Origin of the sequence: Sphingomonas sp. Y38-1Y (assembly GCF_032391395.1) — a bacterium.
Taxonomy (GTDB): Bacteria; Pseudomonadota; Alphaproteobacteria; order Sphingomonadales; family Sphingomonadaceae; genus Sphingomonas.
The window spans coordinates 590554-605387 of sequence record NZ_CP135916.1; the positions used below are offsets into that span (position 1 = coordinate 590554).

The 14834-nt window shown below is 67.0% G+C and carries 13 protein-coding genes, 1 tRNA gene and 1 riboswitch; of the genes, 8 read left to right on the top strand and 6 right to left on the bottom strand.

Annotated elements, in window-relative coordinates; translation table 11 throughout:
* The first annotated feature begins 214 nt into the window (after nt 1–214).
* The 3 genes from RS883_RS02665 (at nt 215) to thiC (ending at nt 3708) form a co-directional block, all read left to right on the top strand.
* Nucleotides 215–1573 (top strand): putative O-glycosylation ligase, exosortase A system-associated, encoded by a 1359-nt coding sequence (locus tag RS883_RS02665; protein WP_315762384.1) that lies wholly within the window; start codon nt 215–217, stop codon nt 1571–1573.
* Between the two features lie 17 nt (nt 1574–1590).
* Nucleotides 1591–1664, top strand: a tRNA-Gly gene (locus RS883_RS02670).
* A gap of 47 nt (nt 1665–1711) precedes the next feature.
* Nucleotides 1712–1802, top strand: a riboswitch (TPP riboswitch).
* A 49-nt stretch (nt 1803–1851) separates the two neighbouring features.
* A complete protein-coding gene (thiC, locus tag RS883_RS02675; RefSeq protein ID WP_315762386.1) occupies nt 1852–3708 on the top strand; it encodes a phosphomethylpyrimidine synthase ThiC in 1857 nt (618 codons plus the stop codon).
* 432 nt (nt 3709–4140) lie between these two features.
* Here the strand turns inward: thiC and RS883_RS02680 are convergent, their stop codons facing one another.
* The 3 genes from RS883_RS02680 to RS883_RS02690 all read right to left on the bottom strand — a co-directional run bounded on the left by RS883_RS02680 (nt 4141) and on the right by RS883_RS02690 (nt 6939).
* On the bottom strand, nt 4141–5052 hold the full coding sequence (locus tag RS883_RS02680; protein WP_315762388.1) for a hypothetical protein: 912 nt from the start codon (nt 5050–5052) through the stop codon (nt 4141–4143).
* 163 nt (nt 5053–5215) lie between these two features.
* Entirely contained in the window at nt 5216–5731 is a 516-nt protein-coding gene (locus RS883_RS02685) for an MAPEG family protein (RefSeq protein ID WP_315762390.1), read from the bottom strand.
* Nucleotides 5728–6939, bottom strand: a complete 1212-nt coding sequence (locus RS883_RS02690) for a UbiH/UbiF/VisC/COQ6 family ubiquinone biosynthesis hydroxylase (RefSeq protein WP_409977377.1) — start codon at nt 6937–6939, stop codon at nt 5728–5730. Before RS883_RS02690 ends, RS883_RS02685 begins: the two co-directional genes overlap by 4 nt.
* Nucleotides 6940–7209: 270 nt before the next feature.
* Between RS883_RS02690 and RS883_RS02695 the strand changes: the two genes are divergently transcribed.
* The 5 genes from RS883_RS02695 (at nt 7210) to RS883_RS02715 (ending at nt 12918) form a co-directional block, all read left to right on the top strand.
* On the top strand, nt 7210–9537 hold the full coding sequence (locus RS883_RS02695; RefSeq protein WP_315762394.1) for a DNA translocase FtsK: 2328 nt from the start codon (nt 7210–7212) through the stop codon (nt 9535–9537).
* 77 nt (nt 9538–9614) lie between these two features.
* On the top strand, nt 9615–10229 hold the full coding sequence (locus RS883_RS02700; RefSeq protein WP_315762396.1) for an outer membrane lipoprotein carrier protein LolA: 615 nt from the start codon (nt 9615–9617) through the stop codon (nt 10227–10229).
* A 252-nt stretch (nt 10230–10481) separates the two neighbouring features.
* The gene (locus tag RS883_RS02705; protein ID WP_315764935.1) at nt 10482–11279 is read left to right on the top strand and encodes an exodeoxyribonuclease III; all 798 of its coding nucleotides are present in this window, start codon (nt 10482–10484) and stop codon (nt 11277–11279) included.
* Nucleotides 11276–12346: a GTP cyclohydrolase II gene (gene ribA, locus RS883_RS02710; RefSeq protein ID WP_315762398.1), complete on the top strand. Its 1071-nt coding sequence runs from the start codon at nt 11276–11278 to the stop codon at nt 12344–12346. Before RS883_RS02705 ends, ribA begins: the two co-directional genes overlap by 4 nt.
* 65 nt (nt 12347–12411) lie before the next feature.
* The gene (locus RS883_RS02715) at nt 12412–12918 is read left to right on the top strand and encodes a DUF6265 family protein (protein WP_315762400.1); all 507 of its coding nucleotides are present in this window, start codon (nt 12412–12414) and stop codon (nt 12916–12918) included.
* Here RS883_RS02715 and RS883_RS02720 read toward each other — a convergent pair.
* The 3 genes from RS883_RS02720 to RS883_RS02730 are packed head-to-tail and all read right to left on the bottom strand — an operon-like array spanning nt 12915 to nt 14834.
* Nucleotides 12915–13460: a PH domain-containing protein gene (locus tag RS883_RS02720; RefSeq protein ID WP_315762402.1), complete on the bottom strand. Its 546-nt coding sequence runs from the start codon at nt 13458–13460 to the stop codon at nt 12915–12917. The two genes, RS883_RS02715 and RS883_RS02720, sit on opposite strands and share 4 nt — an antisense overlap.
* A 43-nt stretch (nt 13461–13503) precedes the next feature.
* Nucleotides 13504–14169, bottom strand: coding sequence for an HAD family phosphatase (locus tag RS883_RS02725; RefSeq protein WP_315762404.1), 666 nt, complete (start codon nt 14167–14169; stop codon nt 13504–13506).
* Nucleotides 14166–14834: a YggS family pyridoxal phosphate-dependent enzyme gene (locus RS883_RS02730; protein WP_315762406.1), complete on the bottom strand. Its 669-nt coding sequence runs from the start codon at nt 14832–14834 to the stop codon at nt 14166–14168. The genes RS883_RS02725 and RS883_RS02730 overlap by 4 nt, the downstream gene beginning before the upstream one ends.

The following is a 14834-nucleotide window of genomic DNA, read 5'->3' on the forward strand; positions in this document are numbered from 1 at the left end:
GCATCACCCCGGACTTGTTCCGGGGTCCACCGTTGTGCCCGACAAGCCGCAGCTGAGTACGCGGTTCGGTGGACCCCGGAACAAGTCCGGGGTGGCGAAAGAAGAACGGTGGTTGCGCCAGCTAACCCTTAACCACGTCGCAACGCCTGCGCCGCTACCACCGCCCCGATGCGCTCGCGCCCACCCACCTTCGCGATCGGCTGAGCGCCGGCCGATGCGCGACCTGTTCTTCGTCGGCTTTCTCGGCGCGCTCCTGCTGCTCGGGCTGCGGCGGCCGTTCCTGCTCGTGCTCGGCTATGTCTATATCGACCTCGTCTCGCCGCAGCGGCTGTCCTATTATCTCCTCTCCAGCATCCCGATCTCGCTGGTGTTCTTCGCCGCCGCGTTCCTCGGCTGGTTTGCCGCCGACGCAAAGGACGGGTCGCGGTTCAGCGTGCGACAGGGGCTGATGCTCGCGCTCCTGCTATGGGCGGGCGCCACGCTCAGCGCGTCCGACTTCCCGATCGAGGCGGCACAGAAATGGGACTGGGTGTGGAAGACGCTCGTCTTCGCGATCTTCCTGCCCTTCACGCTGCGCACGCGGCTGCGCATGGAGGCGCTGGTCGTCTTCATGACGCTGTCGGCCGGGTGGATCATCATCACCGGCGGGCTCAAGACCGCGCTGTCGGGCGGCGGATACGGCACGCTCAGCCTGGGCGTCGACAACAATGCCGGCCTCTATGAGGGGTCGACGATCGCCACCGTCGCAATCGCGATGATCCCGCTCATCCTGTGGGCGGTGAAGCACCAGACGATCTTCGAGCAGAAGGGGCTGGTGAAGGCGTTCGGCTATGCCCTCATCTTCGCGTGCATGCTGATCCCGGTGGGGACGGAGGCGCGCACGGGCCTCATCTGCCTGGCCGTTCTCATCCTCCTCAGCCTCCGCGATACCAAGCGGCGCTTCACCTATATCGCGCTGATCGCCGCCGCCGGGCTGGTCGCGATCCCGTTCCTGCCCAAGAGCTTCACCCAGCGGATGGACACGATCCAGGGCTATCAGGGCGACCAGTCCGCCTCGACCCGGTTGATGGTGTGGAAGTGGACCTGGGATTTCGTCCGCGAGCATCCGACGGGCGGCGGGTTCGCCGCCTATCAGCAGAACGAGTTTACCGTGACCACGGTCGAGGTCGCGCCCGACGGCACCGTCCGGTCGGCGCGCGTGGTCGACAAGGGACGCGCCTGGCATTCGAGCTATTTCGAGCTTCTGGGCGAACTGGGCTTTCCCGGCTTCATCCTGTGGGCGCTGCTCAACGTCGCGGGCCTGATCCGCATGGAGATGCTGCGCCACCGCTTTGCGCGTGCGGGGCCGGAGGATCGCTGGATCCGCGACCTGGCCGCCGGGCTTCAGGTCGCGCACGTCATCTATCTGGTGGGATCGCTGTTCCTGGCGCTCGCCTTCCAGTCGTTCTTCTACATGTGGTTCGGGTTGCAGATCGCGCTCGACACCTATGCACGAAGCCGGCTGGCGGCGGACAAGCCGGCCGGGTTCCTTCGTCCGCGCAAGCCGGCGATTGACCCCAGCCCGGCGGGTTGATACCGCCGCACCCGATTGCGGGTATAGCACAATGGTAGTGCAGCAGCCTTCCAAGCTGAATACGCGGGTTCGATTCCCGCTACCCGCTCCATCCCTTCCGCTTGCACGCCGCGCCGCCCGCGCCTAGACCCCTCGCGATCCCCGGGGGAGCGCTCATGCGCGCTTGAGAGGGGGGCAGCAGCCCCCGACCCGCTGAACCTGATCCGGCTGACACCGGCGTAGGGAGGGAGCGGCCCCCGCCCCAGAGGTCCGTTTCCTCCGCATGGAGTGGAACTGACATGGCTGATATACCCGCGCGTACCGAGCTCAAGGTCACCACCGGCCCCATCCGCGGCAGCCGCAAGGTGCATGTCGGCCCGCTGAAGGTCGCGATGCGCGCGATCGACCTGGAGCCCTCCTCCGGCGAGCCGCCGCTCAACGTCTATGACACGAGCGGGCCGTACAGCGACCCGAATGCCCGCATCGACATCATGGCGGGCCTGGCCGAGCTTCGCCGTGACTGGATCCGGAACCGCGGCGATGTCGAGGAAGTCGAGCAGCGCGAGGTTCGGCCCGAGGACAATGGCCAGCTCGGCCCCGACCGGTCGGGCGGGGTGCAGCCCTTTCCCAATGTCCGCCGCCGCGTGCTGCGGGCGAAGGCGGGCGCGAACGTCAGCCAGATGCACTATGCTCGCCGCGGCATCGTCACGCCCGAAATGGAGTATGTCGCGACCCGCGAGAATCTCGGCCGCGAGATGCTCAAGGAATACGTCCGCGACGGCGAGAGCTTCGGCGCGGCGATCCCCGACTATGTGACGCCCGAGTTCGTCCGCGACGAGGTCGCGCGGGGCCGCGCGATCATCCCCAACAACGTCAATCACCCCGAATCCGAGCCGATGGCGATCGGCCGCAACTTCCTGGTCAAGATCAACGCCAATATCGGCAACTCCGCCGTCGCCTCCAACGTGGCGCAGGAAGTCGACAAGCTCGTCTGGGCGATCCGCTGGGGTGCGGACACGGTGATGGACCTCTCGACGGGCCGCAACATCCACGACACGCGCGAGTGGATCCTGCGCAACAGCCCCGTGCCGATCGGCACCGTCCCCATCTATCAGGCGCTCGAAAAGGTCGGCGGCATCGCCGAGGAGCTGACTTGGGAGATCTTTCGCGACACGCTGATCGAACAGGCCGAGCAGGGGGTGGATTACTTCACCATCCATGCCGGCGTCCGGCTCCCCTATATCCCGATGACCGCCAAGCGCGTCACCGGCATCGTCAGCCGCGGCGGGTCGATCATGGCGAAATGGTGCCTGGCGCACCACAAGGAGAGCTTCCTCTACGAGCGCTTCGACGAGATCACCGAGATCATGAAGGCGTACGACATCGCCTATTCGCTCGGCGACGGCCTTCGCCCCGGCAGCATCGCCGATGCCAATGACGAGGCGCAGTTCAGCGAGCTTTATACGCTGGGCGAACTCACCAAGCGCGCCTGGGCACAGGACGTGCAGGTGATGATCGAGGGCCCCGGCCACGTGCCGATGCACAAGATCAAGGCGAACATGGACAAGCAGCTGGAAGCGTGCGGCGAGGCGCCCTTCTACACGCTCGGGCCGCTCACCACCGATATCGCACCGGGTTACGACCATATCACCAGCGGCATCGGCGCGGCGATGATCGGTTGGTATGGCACGGCGATGCTCTGCTACGTCACGCCCAAGGAGCATCTCGGCCTGCCCGACCGCGACGACGTCAAGGTCGGCGTGGTCACCTACAAGCTCGCCGCCCACGCCGCCGACCTTGCCAAGGGCCACCCGGCCGCCAAGCTGCGCGACGACGCGCTGTCACGCGCCCGCTTCGAGTTCCGCTGGCGCGACCAGTTCAACCTGTCTTTGGACCCGGAGACGGCCGAGCAATATCACGACCAGACGCTGCCGGCGGAGGGCGCCAAGACCGCGCACTTCTGTTCGATGTGCGGACCGAAATTCTGCTCGATGAAGATCACGCAGGAGGTGAGGGACTTCGCCGCGAAGCAGAATGCGGGAGTGGAGACGTTTGTCGCCGCCGAGGAGGCCGAGGCCGGGATGCGGGGGATGAGTGAGCGGTTCCGCGAGGAGGGTGGTAATTTGTATCGCGCAACCACTATTGAAGCGGAATAGCGAGCACTGCCATTGTTGACCAGACCAACGCGATGAGAGCGGTCAGGCTTAGAGCAATGACGAAGGTCAGGCCAATCAGCATCGTATGCGAGTAATGCGCAGTTACGAGCGAGCCTGCGCCTGCGTAGAGCGTAAGTACTAGCAGCCGCCAAAGGTTTGAGCGCATTATTTCGATAAGCTGTATGAAACCGTTTGACCTTCGCAAAATCTCAAGCCGGCGATGCTGAGTGTGTGAGATGAGGAATGTATTTGCCGCAAGGACAAACCCTAGCAGGGAGCTACTTGAGGCTGAAACAGTCAAGGTGAAACTGGACGTTCCGGCTCCGGGCCACTGAAAAATGCCCAGCGACGGTAATGGCTGGATATATACTGCTGAGGCACATATTAGCCCTATTGCGTAATCAAACGGCAGTCTGAAACGAAAATATAGCCTCATGACCAATCAGCCGTGGTCGCAGCGATTTTTAGCTTTTCCAAATTCTGCCTGTATGCTCGCTCAATCACGCGATAAGCATCGTCAGAATTCACGCTTCTTGATCGCTCTGTGGCTCTGGTGAAAACCTCGCCAGAAACTAGCTTATTTTCAAGTATATCTACGAAGCGGCGCAAGCTGGAGCCATTAGCGTAGCCGCTCACATTTAGATTATTGAATCTTTCCCGTTCATGTGGCCGACTTTTTACAATCTCCGCCAACCTCCGAGCTGCATTACGAAGCTTAGAAGAATTGCCTTCGGCAGTGAGCTTTAGCGCTACTCGCTTAGTTGCGCCGAGGGCCTCAGCGGCCTTGACAGCGGTATAAAAACTTTCGTCAGCCTCTCGCGCGAGTTCAGCCGCATCGGGCGGCAGATCTATTTCTAGGAACCTTACGGATTCTAGCTTGCTTACGACCTCAACTATATCTCGCTCCATTAAGCTCAAGAACTTCGGTGGATTGTTCAGCCTCCCCTTCTCAAAGAAATATGGTTCTAGCTGCCATAATTTAGGACCCTCATGGTTCCACTCTGCTGCGACGAATCCATCATCGAAAATCATGACATGCGATATGTCGATCAGACCTTCGTTTTCCCGAAGCTCTAAAGTTTTAAGGCTGCCTTCGTGCTCGATCTGAGGCAGCGCGTCGCGTCGTGTTTTTCCGAATCGAAGCTTCAGAGGATACGTGACACTATCTGGAAAAGCGCAAAGACGTGTTCTGGAAAGGAGATCAAGCCTATATCGCCCCTCATCATCAAAAGGCAGTTCTTGAATTCTTAAAAGTGCACCCGGTATGCTCTCTTTGACCTGCGAGAAGTGTTCGACTTTGAAGAAGTAGACCTTCCGAGAAATCGTACTTTCATCGGCCGCCATATGCACTCCTCAAAAGGCGAATGGCAGCAGCGTAACAATTCAAGTGAACACGTCAAGAACAAGCAGGTCGAAGCCCTCTTAATACAGCCGCTTACCCGATTGATTCAGCACGTTGCCTGGCGAACGAGGTGCTACCTGAAGAGCCTCGCTCAATAACGGGCAATCAAACAACCAATCCCACCATCACCCCAACCAGCACCAGCATCGACGGATAGAACGTCACCGCGAACCCCAGCGCGCGTTGCTCGGCGCCTCTCGCATAACCCGTCCAGAACAGCACGCGGCCGGCGGTGAACAGGCCGGTCATTGCGGCGAGGACGGGGACGGCGCGGTCGCTAAGCAGGGTGAGGGCGGTGCCGGCGAGGGCGGCGATCAGCGCCTGTTCGGCGGTGTTGATGAGGATCGCGCGCGCCTGGGCGGTCGCCGGGCTCTCCGTGCCCACGCGCGCGGCGTCGAAGTCGGTGGCGGAGCCGAAGCGGAGCGTCGCCACGCGCCCGACCGCGACGCCGGTGCAAAGGCCCAGCACCGCGAGCAACGTCGCCAGCGCCGACAGCCGGCTCTCCAGCGGCGCGGGGCTCGCCAGCCACCACGAAGCGCCGAGCACGACCGTGCTGAGGATCAGCGCCGCGCCGATGCCGCGCGCCACGCCGCGCTGGCGCTCGCGCGGCGGCGGGGTCATGCGAGGTTGCCCGCGAGCAGCTTGGGCAGGTCGCCGCTCTCGCCGCGCGCCTCGGCCATGAAGCGCGCCTTCAAGGGGGCGATCGCGTCGACGGCGCTGATGCCGAAGCGGCGGACCGCGGACGCCGCCTTGCCCGGCACGCCGAACAGCCGGGTCAGCGTGTCGGTCGCGCCGGCCACCATCAGCGTGTCGAGCCCGCGCCACCGCTCGTACCGCTTGAGCAGCTCGGCATCGCCGGGGTCGAGGCCCAGGCGCTTGCCCTCGACCAGCACCTGGACCAGCGCGGCGACGTCGCGAAAGCCGAGATTGAGGCCCTGGCCCGCGATCGGGTGGATGCCGTGGCCCGCATCGCCGACCAGCACCAGCCGCTCGGCGGTGAGGCGGGCGGCGTGGTGGAAGCCGAGCGGATAGCTCGACCGCGGGCTGACCGGGCCGAGCGCGCCCAGGAAGCCGCCCATCCTTTTCTCCGCCTCCGCCAGCCAGGCGCGGTCGGAAAGCTTGAGCATGCCCGGCGCGTCCCTGGCATCGACCGTCCAGACCAGCGCCGATCGGTGCCCACCCTCGTCGTCCTTCAAGGGCAGGATCGCGAACGGGCCGGCGGGATAGAAGATCTCGTACGCGCAGCTGCCGTGCGGCCGCTCGTGGTGGAAGGTCGCGATCATCGCGACATGGTCGTACTGCCAGCGCGCGACGTTGATCCCCGCCGCCTCGCGCGTCGGCGAGCGGCGGCCCTCTGCGGCGACGAGCAGGCGGGCGGTGACGACGGCGCCGTCGTCCAGCGTCGCGGTGACGCCGGCGGCGGTGCGATCGACCGCGACCGCGCGGCGCTGCATGCGCAGGTCGACCTGGCGCGCCTCGGTCGCAGCGGCGTGGAGCGCGCGGCGAAGCTCCTTGTTCTCGTACATCGTGCCGAGCGCGCCGTCCGCTTCCTCGGGCACGAAGTCGAGCTTGCCGGGGGCGAGCCCGTCGGACACGCGGATCGAACGGATCGGATTGCCGAGCCCCGCCAGCCGCTCGCCCACGCCGATCGCGTCGAGCATCCGGTGGCTCGCACTCGCCACCGCAGAGGCGCGGCCGTCATGCCCGGGGGCGAGGATGGCTTGCGGGTCGGCGGGATCGACCACCACGCTGGTCAGCCCGTGCGCGCCGAGCGCGGTGGCGAGCGTCGTGCCGACAAGGCCGGCGCCGAGGATGAGCACATCGGTCATGGCCACTGATCTAGGGCGCGGGGCGGCGCTTGGCCACTGGGCTTTGGGGTGGGAGAGCCACAACAGTCACCCCGGACTTGTTCCGGGGTCCACCGTCGTTCGTGCCGAGCGGCCGCTGGGTACGCGGCTCGGTGGACCCCGGAACAAGTCCGAGGTAACGAAGAAGTATGAGTGCGGCCCACCGCACTTCCCCCACCGCCACCTTGACGCCAAACCCGCATCGGGCGATCATTCGCCTTCCGTTCCAGGGCATTCGGGGGAAAGTTCGTCATGGCCAGCCGTGCGCAGGCCCAGCATCGCTTGTGGCGCGATACCGTGCGCGAGGGCGCGCGGCGGTCGAGCGCGTTGCTCGGCGCGGCGGCGCTGTTCCTCGGCGTCGCGCTCTTGACGCTGGCGATGGCGAGCTATCACCCGAGCGATCCGGGCTTCAACACCGCCGCGGGCGGCCCGGCGGAGAACTGGCTGGGCTTCCCCGGCGCCTATGCCGCCGACGCGCTGTACACCTTGTTCGGAATGCCGGCGTTCCTCCTGATGCCGCTCGGCCTCGTCTTCGGGACGCGGCTGTGGCGCGATCGCCCGGTCGGCGCGTGGAAGGCGATGCTGCGCGGGGTGCTGATCGGCACCGTGCTGATGGGCACCGCGCTGGCGTTCCTTGCCGGCGGGTCGGTGCTGGCGTTGCCGGCGGGCTATGGCGGCATCTTCGGCCTTGCCATCGCCGCGGCGGTGCGCGCGGGCGCGGCGATGATCGGCAACCCGGTGGCGGAGCTGTGGGCGATGCGCGGCGCCGGAGCGCTCGCCGGGATCGCCGGCGTGATCCTGTGGGCGCGCGGCATGACGATCGCACTCCCGCGCCCGACGCTCGCGCTGCCGCGCCGCGCCCCGCGCGATGCGGAGGATGACGACGCGCCCTTCGACGTCGACGACGACGTGATCGAGGCGGCGCCCGTTGCCGAGCCGCGGATGCCCGCGCCGCCGCGCAAGCCCGTCGCTCCCGATCCGCGCCCCGCGCCCGAGATCGCGGAGCGTGCGCCCTCGGTCGCGCCCGCCGCCGCCAAGCCGCAGCACGCGCTTGACCTGCGCGACAATTACCGGCTGCCGCCCGCCGACCTGCTCCAGCCGGCGCCGGCCGGGGCCAAGAACACCGTCGACAAGGGTGCGCTGGAGCGCAATGCGCGGCTGCTCGAGACGGTGCTCGACGACTTCAACGTCCGCGGGTCGATCGTCGGCGTCCGGCCCGGCCCCGTCGTGACGATGTACGAGCTGGAGCCGGCGAGCGGCATCAAGGCGAGCCGCGTCATCCAGCTCGCCGACGACATCGCCCGCAACATGAGCGCGGTGTCCGCGCGCGTCGCGACCATTCCCGGCCGCACCGTGATCGGCATCGAGCTGCCCAACGCGCGGCGCGAGACGGTCAACCTGCGCGAGCTGATCGGCAGTCAGGGCTTCGCCGATCAGGCGGCGCAGCTGCCGATCGTGCTGGGCAAGAACATCTCCGGCGACCCCGTGATCGCCGACCTGGCGCCGATGCCGCACCTGCTCGTCGCCGGCACTACCGGGTCGGGCAAGTCGGTCGGCCTCAACTGCATGATCCTGTCGCTGCTCTATCGGCTGACGCCCGACCAGTGCCGGATGATCATGATCGATCCCAAGATGCTGGAACTCAGCATGTACAAGGGGATCCCGCACCTCCTCGCCGACGTCGTCACCGACCCGCCCAAGGCGGTGCGCGCATTGAAATGGGCGGTCGAGCAGATGGAGGACCGCTATCGCATGATGGCGAGCGTCAACGTTCGCTCATTGGGCTCCTTCAACGAAAAGGTGCGCGCGGCCAAGGCCAAGGGCCAGAAGCTCGGCCGCAAGGTTCAGGTCGGATACGACGACAACGGCCGCCCGATCCATGAGGAGGAGACGCTCGACCTCGCGCCGCTGCCGCAGATCGTCATCATCGTCGACGAGCTTGCCGACCTGATGATGACCGCCGGCAAGGAGGTCGAGTTCCTGATCCAGCGCCTCGCGCAAAAGGCGCGCGCGGCGGGCATCCACCTCATCATGGCGACGCAGCGCCCGTCGGTCGACGTCATCACCGGCGTCATCAAGGCGAACCTGCCGACGCGCATCAGCTTTCACGTCACGTCCAAGATCGATTCGCGCACCATCCTGGGCGAACAGGGCGCCGAGCAGCTGCTGGGCCGCGGCGACATGCTCTACATGCCCGGCGGCAAGGCGCTGGCGCGCGTCCACGGACCCTTCGTCAGCGACGAGGAAGTGCAGGCGATCGCCGACTTCTGGCGCGAACAGGGCGAGCCCGATTACATCGACGCGGTCGTCAACGAGCCCGAAGGCGATGGCGGCTTCAGCCTGGAGGGCGCGCCGACCGGCGGCGACAGCCCCGAGGAACAGATGTACCGCAACGCGACCGCACTGGTGGCACAGAGCCAGAAGGCCTCGACCTCCTGGCTCCAGCGCCAGCTTCGCGTCGGCTACAATTCCGCCGCCCGGCTGATCGAGCGAATGGAAAAGGACGGCCTCGTCTCCAAGCCCGACCATGTCGGCCGGCGAGAGGTGCTGATGGACGACGAGGGGCGGCCGCTGAACTGACCACCGCTAGTCTGAACGCCCGATTCACGCCCGCTTCATCGCGGAACCTCTAGCGCGCTCGCATGTCTAGGACTGCCATGATCCGTTACGCCCCCGTTGCGGCGCTCGTCGCCGTTGCCGCCGCCGTCCCCGCCGCGCAGGCGCAGCAGGCCGACCTCGCCGCGGTGCAGGCGCATCTGCGCGCCGTCGACAGCATGACCGCGGCGTTCGTGCAGACCGACCGCGCGGACAAGGTGCTGACCGGCACGCTGACGCTGAAGAAGCCGGGCAAGATCCGCTTCCAGTACGAGAAAGGCGTGCCGATCCTGCTGGTCGGCGACGGAAAGGCGATCTGGTTCCTCGATTACTCGGTCGGGCAGCGGTCGCGCTGGCCGATCGGCGACTCGCCGCTCGGCGTGCTGATCGATCCCAGCCGCGACATCTCGAAATTCGCCAAGGTGGTGCCGAGCAGCAGCCCCAACATCCTGAGCGTCGAGGCCTATGACGCCAAGCGTCCCGAATATGGCCGCATCACGCTGATCTTCGAGCGGCAGGCGTCGGCACCGGGCGGGCTGATGCTCCAGGGATGGGTCGCCCTCGATTCGCAGAAAAACCGGACCACCGTCCGGCTCTCCAACCAACGGTTCAACGTGCCGGTTTCCGACAGCACGTTCCGTTTCAACGACCCGCGGAGGGGTACGCGTCGGAACTGACGGTTCGTTCATCCACGCGCAAGGTAGGCGCCGCTAGAACGGCCCTTGCGGAGATGGGGCGCTTCCGGGATTTTCCCCCTGTTGCCCGGGCTTCACGCCCCTTCCTCCAGCCTGCGTGACTGAACGCCAGGTCGGCCCCCGTTCCATGCCCCCGGAGCGGGGGCCTTTCCGTGTCTGGGCCACCGGTGTTTCGGTCCTCGCCCTTCGGCCATGCTGGATCAAACCCCGACGGCTCGCTACATCGCGCGGCGCATGATCGACACGCTCAAGATCGCCTCCTGGAACATCAACTCGGTGCGCTTCCGGATGGGCATCGTCGAACAGTTCCTGACAGAGACCGCGCCCGATATCCTGTGCCTTCAGGAAACCAAGGTGATCGACGGCGACTTCCCGCACGCGCCGCTGCACGCGCTCGGGTACGAGCACATCGTCATCCATGGCCAGCGGATGCATCACGGCGTCGCGATCCTGTCCAAGGTGCCGCTGGTCGAGGACGACCGCCTCGACTGGCAGGCGAATGGCGAGGCACGGCACGTCGGCGTCCGGCTGCCGAACGGCCTGAGGCTCGAGAATGTCTATGTCCCCGCGGGCGGCGACGTGCCCGACCGGACGATCAATCCGAAGTTCGGCCAGAAGCTCGATTTCGTCGAGCGGATGACCCGCTGGTCGGAGGGGCTGTCGGGCATCCCGACGCTGGTGGTCGGCGACTTCAACATCGCCCCGCTCGAATGCGATGTCTGGAGCCACAAGCAGTTGCTCGACGTCGTCAGCCACACGCCGATCGAGGTGGAGGCGCTGGGGCGGCTTCAGGCCGCGAACGACTGGGTCGATCTCGGCCGTCGCTTCATCCCGCCGCCGCAGCCGCTGTTCACCTGGTGGAGCTATCGCGCCAAGGATTGGGCCGCCTCGAACCGCGGACGCCGGCTCGACCATATGTGGGCGAGCGCCGACGTCGCGGCGACGGCGGTGCGGCATCAGGTGTATGAGAGCTGCCGCGGCTGGCTGAAGCCCAGCGACCATGTGCCGCTGATGACCGAGTTCGCGCTTTGAGCCCCAAAGCAGACTGGGCGCGCGACGCAGCACGCGCGATCGACGCGCTCCGCCGCGGCTGGCCGATCGCGATCGCAGGCGCGGACGGCGCGATCGAGGTGCTGGCGATCGAGACCGCCGATGCCAATCGCCTGGCCGACTTCGATGCCCAGTCGAGTGCCGACGTGCTGCTTTCGGCGGGCCGAGCGGCGACGCTCAAGCTCGCCAACCAGGCGGACGCCGCGGTGCCCGACGCGCCGGTTCGCGTCCTCCGCGCGCCGTGGCTCGACTTCGCCGCGGCGACCGCGCTCGCCGATCCGCAGTTCGACCTTGCCGCGCCCTTGAAGGGACCGTTTCGCGCTGCGCCGCTCGACCATGCCGACGCGGCGGCAGCGGCGCTGCGACTGGCGCGGATCGCCGGCATCCTGCCCGCCTTCTTCATGCGCGAGGGTACGGAGGAAGACGCGCTGCCGATCGCCGCGATCGACGCGCACGAGGATGCCGACCGCCTGGCGATCGCCGCCCGCGCGCGCCTTCCGGTCGCCGCCGCCGAAGATGCCGAGATCGTCGCCTTCCGCACGCCGGAGGCGGCGGGCGAGCATGTCGCGCTGCTGATCGGCCAGCCCAGCGGGCAGCCGCCGCTTGTTCGACTCCACAGCGAGTGCCTGACCGGCGACGCGCTCGGCAGCCTCAAATGCGATTGCGGACCGCAGCTCGACGCGGCGCTGGCGGCGATGCGTGCCGATGGCTGGGGCATCCTCCTCTATCTGAGGCAAGAGGGGCGCGGGATCGGGCTGGTCAACAAGCTGCGTGCCTATGCGCTTCAGGACCAGGGGTTTGATACCGTCGACGCCAACACGCGGCTGGGCTTCGCCATCGATGCGCGCGATTTCGGCGTGGCGGCGCAGATGCTCAAGCTGCTCGGCCAGCACCGCATCCGGCTGCTCACCAACAACCCCGGCAAGGTCCAGGCGCTGGAGGCGGCAGGGGTGACGGTCGCCGAGCGCGTGCCGCATGCACTGCCGCCCAATCCGCACAACGAACGCTATCTCGCGACCAAGCGCGACCGGACGGGGCACCAGCTCTAGGCGGCTTGCGCGTTTCGCCCCGCCGCCGCATCGTCCGCGCATCGAGCAACCGGGGGGTGCGCCAGATGATCCGACTTTGCCTTGCCGCCGCGATCGCGCTGACGGCGCCGGCCGCCGCGCAGCAGCAGCAGACGCGCACGCTTGGCGGCGCCGCGTCGCCGGCGGCGTCGGTGGACGACCTCGCCTGGCTGGCGGGAAGCTGGACGGGGACGGGCATGGGCGCTGAGGTGACCGAGACCTATTCGGCGCCGCTCGGCGGGCGGATCACCGGCCATTTCGCGATGGCCGACGGCCAGGGCGGCGTCGCGTTCACCGAGATCGTCGACTATGTGCCGATCGGCCGCTCGATCGGTTATCGCGTGCGCCACTTCAATCCCGATATGAGCGGCTGGGAGGACAAGACCGGCAAGCCGGTGATCTTCCCGCTGGTCGCGGTCGAGAAGGACCGATGGTTCTTCGACGGCATGACGATCGAGCGGACCGGCGCCGACGCGCTCACGATGTGGGTGCGGATGGAAGAGGGTGGCCGGGTCAGCGAGGTGCCGTTCCGGTTGACGCGCGCGGGGCGCTAGGCGCCCGCCGCCATCCGCGCCTCGATCCGCAGCAACGCGTCGCGCATTTCGGTCAGCAGCGCCGCTTGCGCATCCACCGGCCGCGGCGTCGCATCCGGCAAGGCAAGCGCGTCGCGCTGTTCGAGGATGCGGTCGCGGACGGCGCGCGCGTTGACGAGGCCGATCAGGTCGGCGTCGGACTTGCCCGTGCTCGACTGCGTCTGGCCCGCGGTCTCGATGCGCAGCTGGAGAATGCCGAAGGCCGAGAGCAGCGGTCCTTCGCGGATCGAGATGTCCTGGATCTTGTCGATCGGGATCGTCATCTCTCGCCGGAACAGCACGCCGCGGCCGATCACCACTGTCCGCTCGGTCAGGTCGCAGCGCAGCGCCGCGAAATAGCGGCGGATGTAGAGCGGTCCGAGCACCAGCCAGAACGGCAGGAGCGGAATGCCGACGACCGTCGCCGCCATCGTCGCGCCCACATAAGCGAGCATGTAGATGCGCAGCTTCGGGCTGAACTCACCCTTCAGCAGGATCGTCGGTGCTTGGCGTGTCGCGTCCATCCTTCCCCCTTTTCACCAAGGGGTTAGCACAGCGTGATCGGACTTACAGCCCGACCAGTCGCGCCACCTCGCCGAAGTCGGCGGCGATGTCTTGGACGCCGATCGCCTTCAGCACGCGCGCATGGTCGGGCGGGCAGTGCGTGCCCGCGCACAGGCCGATGACATGCGCGCCGGAGGCGACAGCGCCGGTCGCGCCGACGGGCGAATCCTCCAGGATCACGCAATCGGCGACGGCGACGCCGATCGCGGCGGCGGCGTGGAGATAGAGGTCGGGGGCAGGCTTGCCGCGGGTGACATGCTCCTTGCCCGAATAGACATGCTCGCCGAACGCATCCTCCAGCCCCAGATGGCGCAGGTGCGTGCGGATCCAGTGCGTCGTGCTCGACGAGGCGATCGCGCGTGGGAATTCGGCGGGCAGCGAGCGGACGAAGGCGACGGCACCCGCGACCTCGCCCACGCCCTCGGCCAGCACGCGCTGGTTCTCGACATCGCGCTCCGCAAAGAAGTCCTCGGGCAGAGCGGTGCCGATCCGCCCTTCGATCGCGTCGATGAAGGCGCGCCCCGACAGGCCCATATAATGCTGCATCGCCTCGGCCGGCGTGTGCGCATGGCCGATGCGGGTCAGGTATTCGGCAAGGTGCCGGTTGCCCGCATATTCGCTTTCGACGAGCACGCCGTCGAAGTCGAAGATGATCCCGGCGAACTTCATGCGCGGTCTCCGAACAGCGCGGTGCCGACGCGGACGTGCGTGGCGCCGAGCGTCACTGCGGTGGGATAGTCGCCCGACATGCCCATGCTGAGTTCGGCCAGCCCGGCGTCGCGCGCCAGCTTGGCGAGCAGCGCGAAATAAGGCGCGGGTTCGAGATCGGCGGGCGGCACCGCCATCAACCCGGCGATGGGGAGGCCCGCGGTGCGTGTCTCGGCGAGCAGCGCCGGCAGGTCCGCCACCGCGCAGCCGCCCTTCTGCGCCTCGTCACCGATATTGACCTGGACGAAGCAGGCGGGGCGACGATCGGCCTTGTCCATCGCCTTGGCGAGCGCGTGGACCAGGCTGGCGCGATCGACCGAATGGATCGCATCGAACAGCGCGACCGCCGCCTCGGCCTTGTTCGACTGGAGCTGGCCGACGAGGTGGAGGACGATGCCCGGCGTTTCCGCGCGCAGCGCCGGCCATTTGCCCTCCGCCTCCTGCACGCGGTTCTCGCCGAAATGGCGGTGGCCGGCGGCGATCAGCGGGCGGATCGCATCGGCGTCGTGCATCTTGGAGACCGCGATCAGCGTCACGTCCTCGGGCTTGCGGCCCGCGATCGTGGCGGCGCGAGCGATTTCCTGGCTGACGGTGTGGAGGCGGGCGGCGGCATCGTCGTTCGTCAT

Coding starts and splice junctions, on each gene's coding strand:
- RS883_RS02665 (WP_315762384.1), top strand. CDS start 215: ATGCGCGACCTGTTCTTCGTCGGCTTTCTCGGCGCGCTCCTGCTGCTC.
- thiC (WP_315762386.1), top strand. CDS start 1,852: ATGGCTGATATACCCGCGCGTACCGAGCTCAAGGTCACCACCGGCCCC.
- RS883_RS02680 (WP_315762388.1), bottom strand. CDS start 5,052: ATGGCGGCCGATGAAAGTACGATTTCTCGGAAGGTCTACTTCTTCAAA.
- RS883_RS02685 (WP_315762390.1), bottom strand. CDS start 5,731: ATGACCCCGCCGCCGCGCGAGCGCCAGCGCGGCGTGGCGCGCGGCATC.
- RS883_RS02690 (WP_409977377.1), bottom strand. CDS start 6,939: ATGACCGATGTGCTCATCCTCGGCGCCGGCCTTGTCGGCACGACGCTC.
- RS883_RS02695 (WP_315762394.1), top strand. CDS start 7,210: ATGGCCAGCCGTGCGCAGGCCCAGCATCGCTTGTGGCGCGATACCGTG.
- RS883_RS02700 (WP_315762396.1), top strand. CDS start 9,615: ATGATCCGTTACGCCCCCGTTGCGGCGCTCGTCGCCGTTGCCGCCGCC.
- RS883_RS02705 (WP_315764935.1), top strand. CDS start 10,482: ATGATCGACACGCTCAAGATCGCCTCCTGGAACATCAACTCGGTGCGC.
- RS883_RS02715 (WP_315762400.1), top strand. CDS start 12,412: ATGATCCGACTTTGCCTTGCCGCCGCGATCGCGCTGACGGCGCCGGCC.
- RS883_RS02720 (WP_315762402.1), bottom strand. CDS start 13,460: ATGGACGCGACACGCCAAGCACCGACGATCCTGCTGAAGGGTGAGTTC.
- RS883_RS02725 (WP_315762404.1), bottom strand. CDS start 14,169: ATGAAGTTCGCCGGGATCATCTTCGACTTCGACGGCGTGCTCGTCGAA.
- RS883_RS02730 (WP_315762406.1), bottom strand. CDS start 14,834: ATGACGAACGACGATGCCGCCGCCCGCCTCCACACCGTCAGCCAGGAA.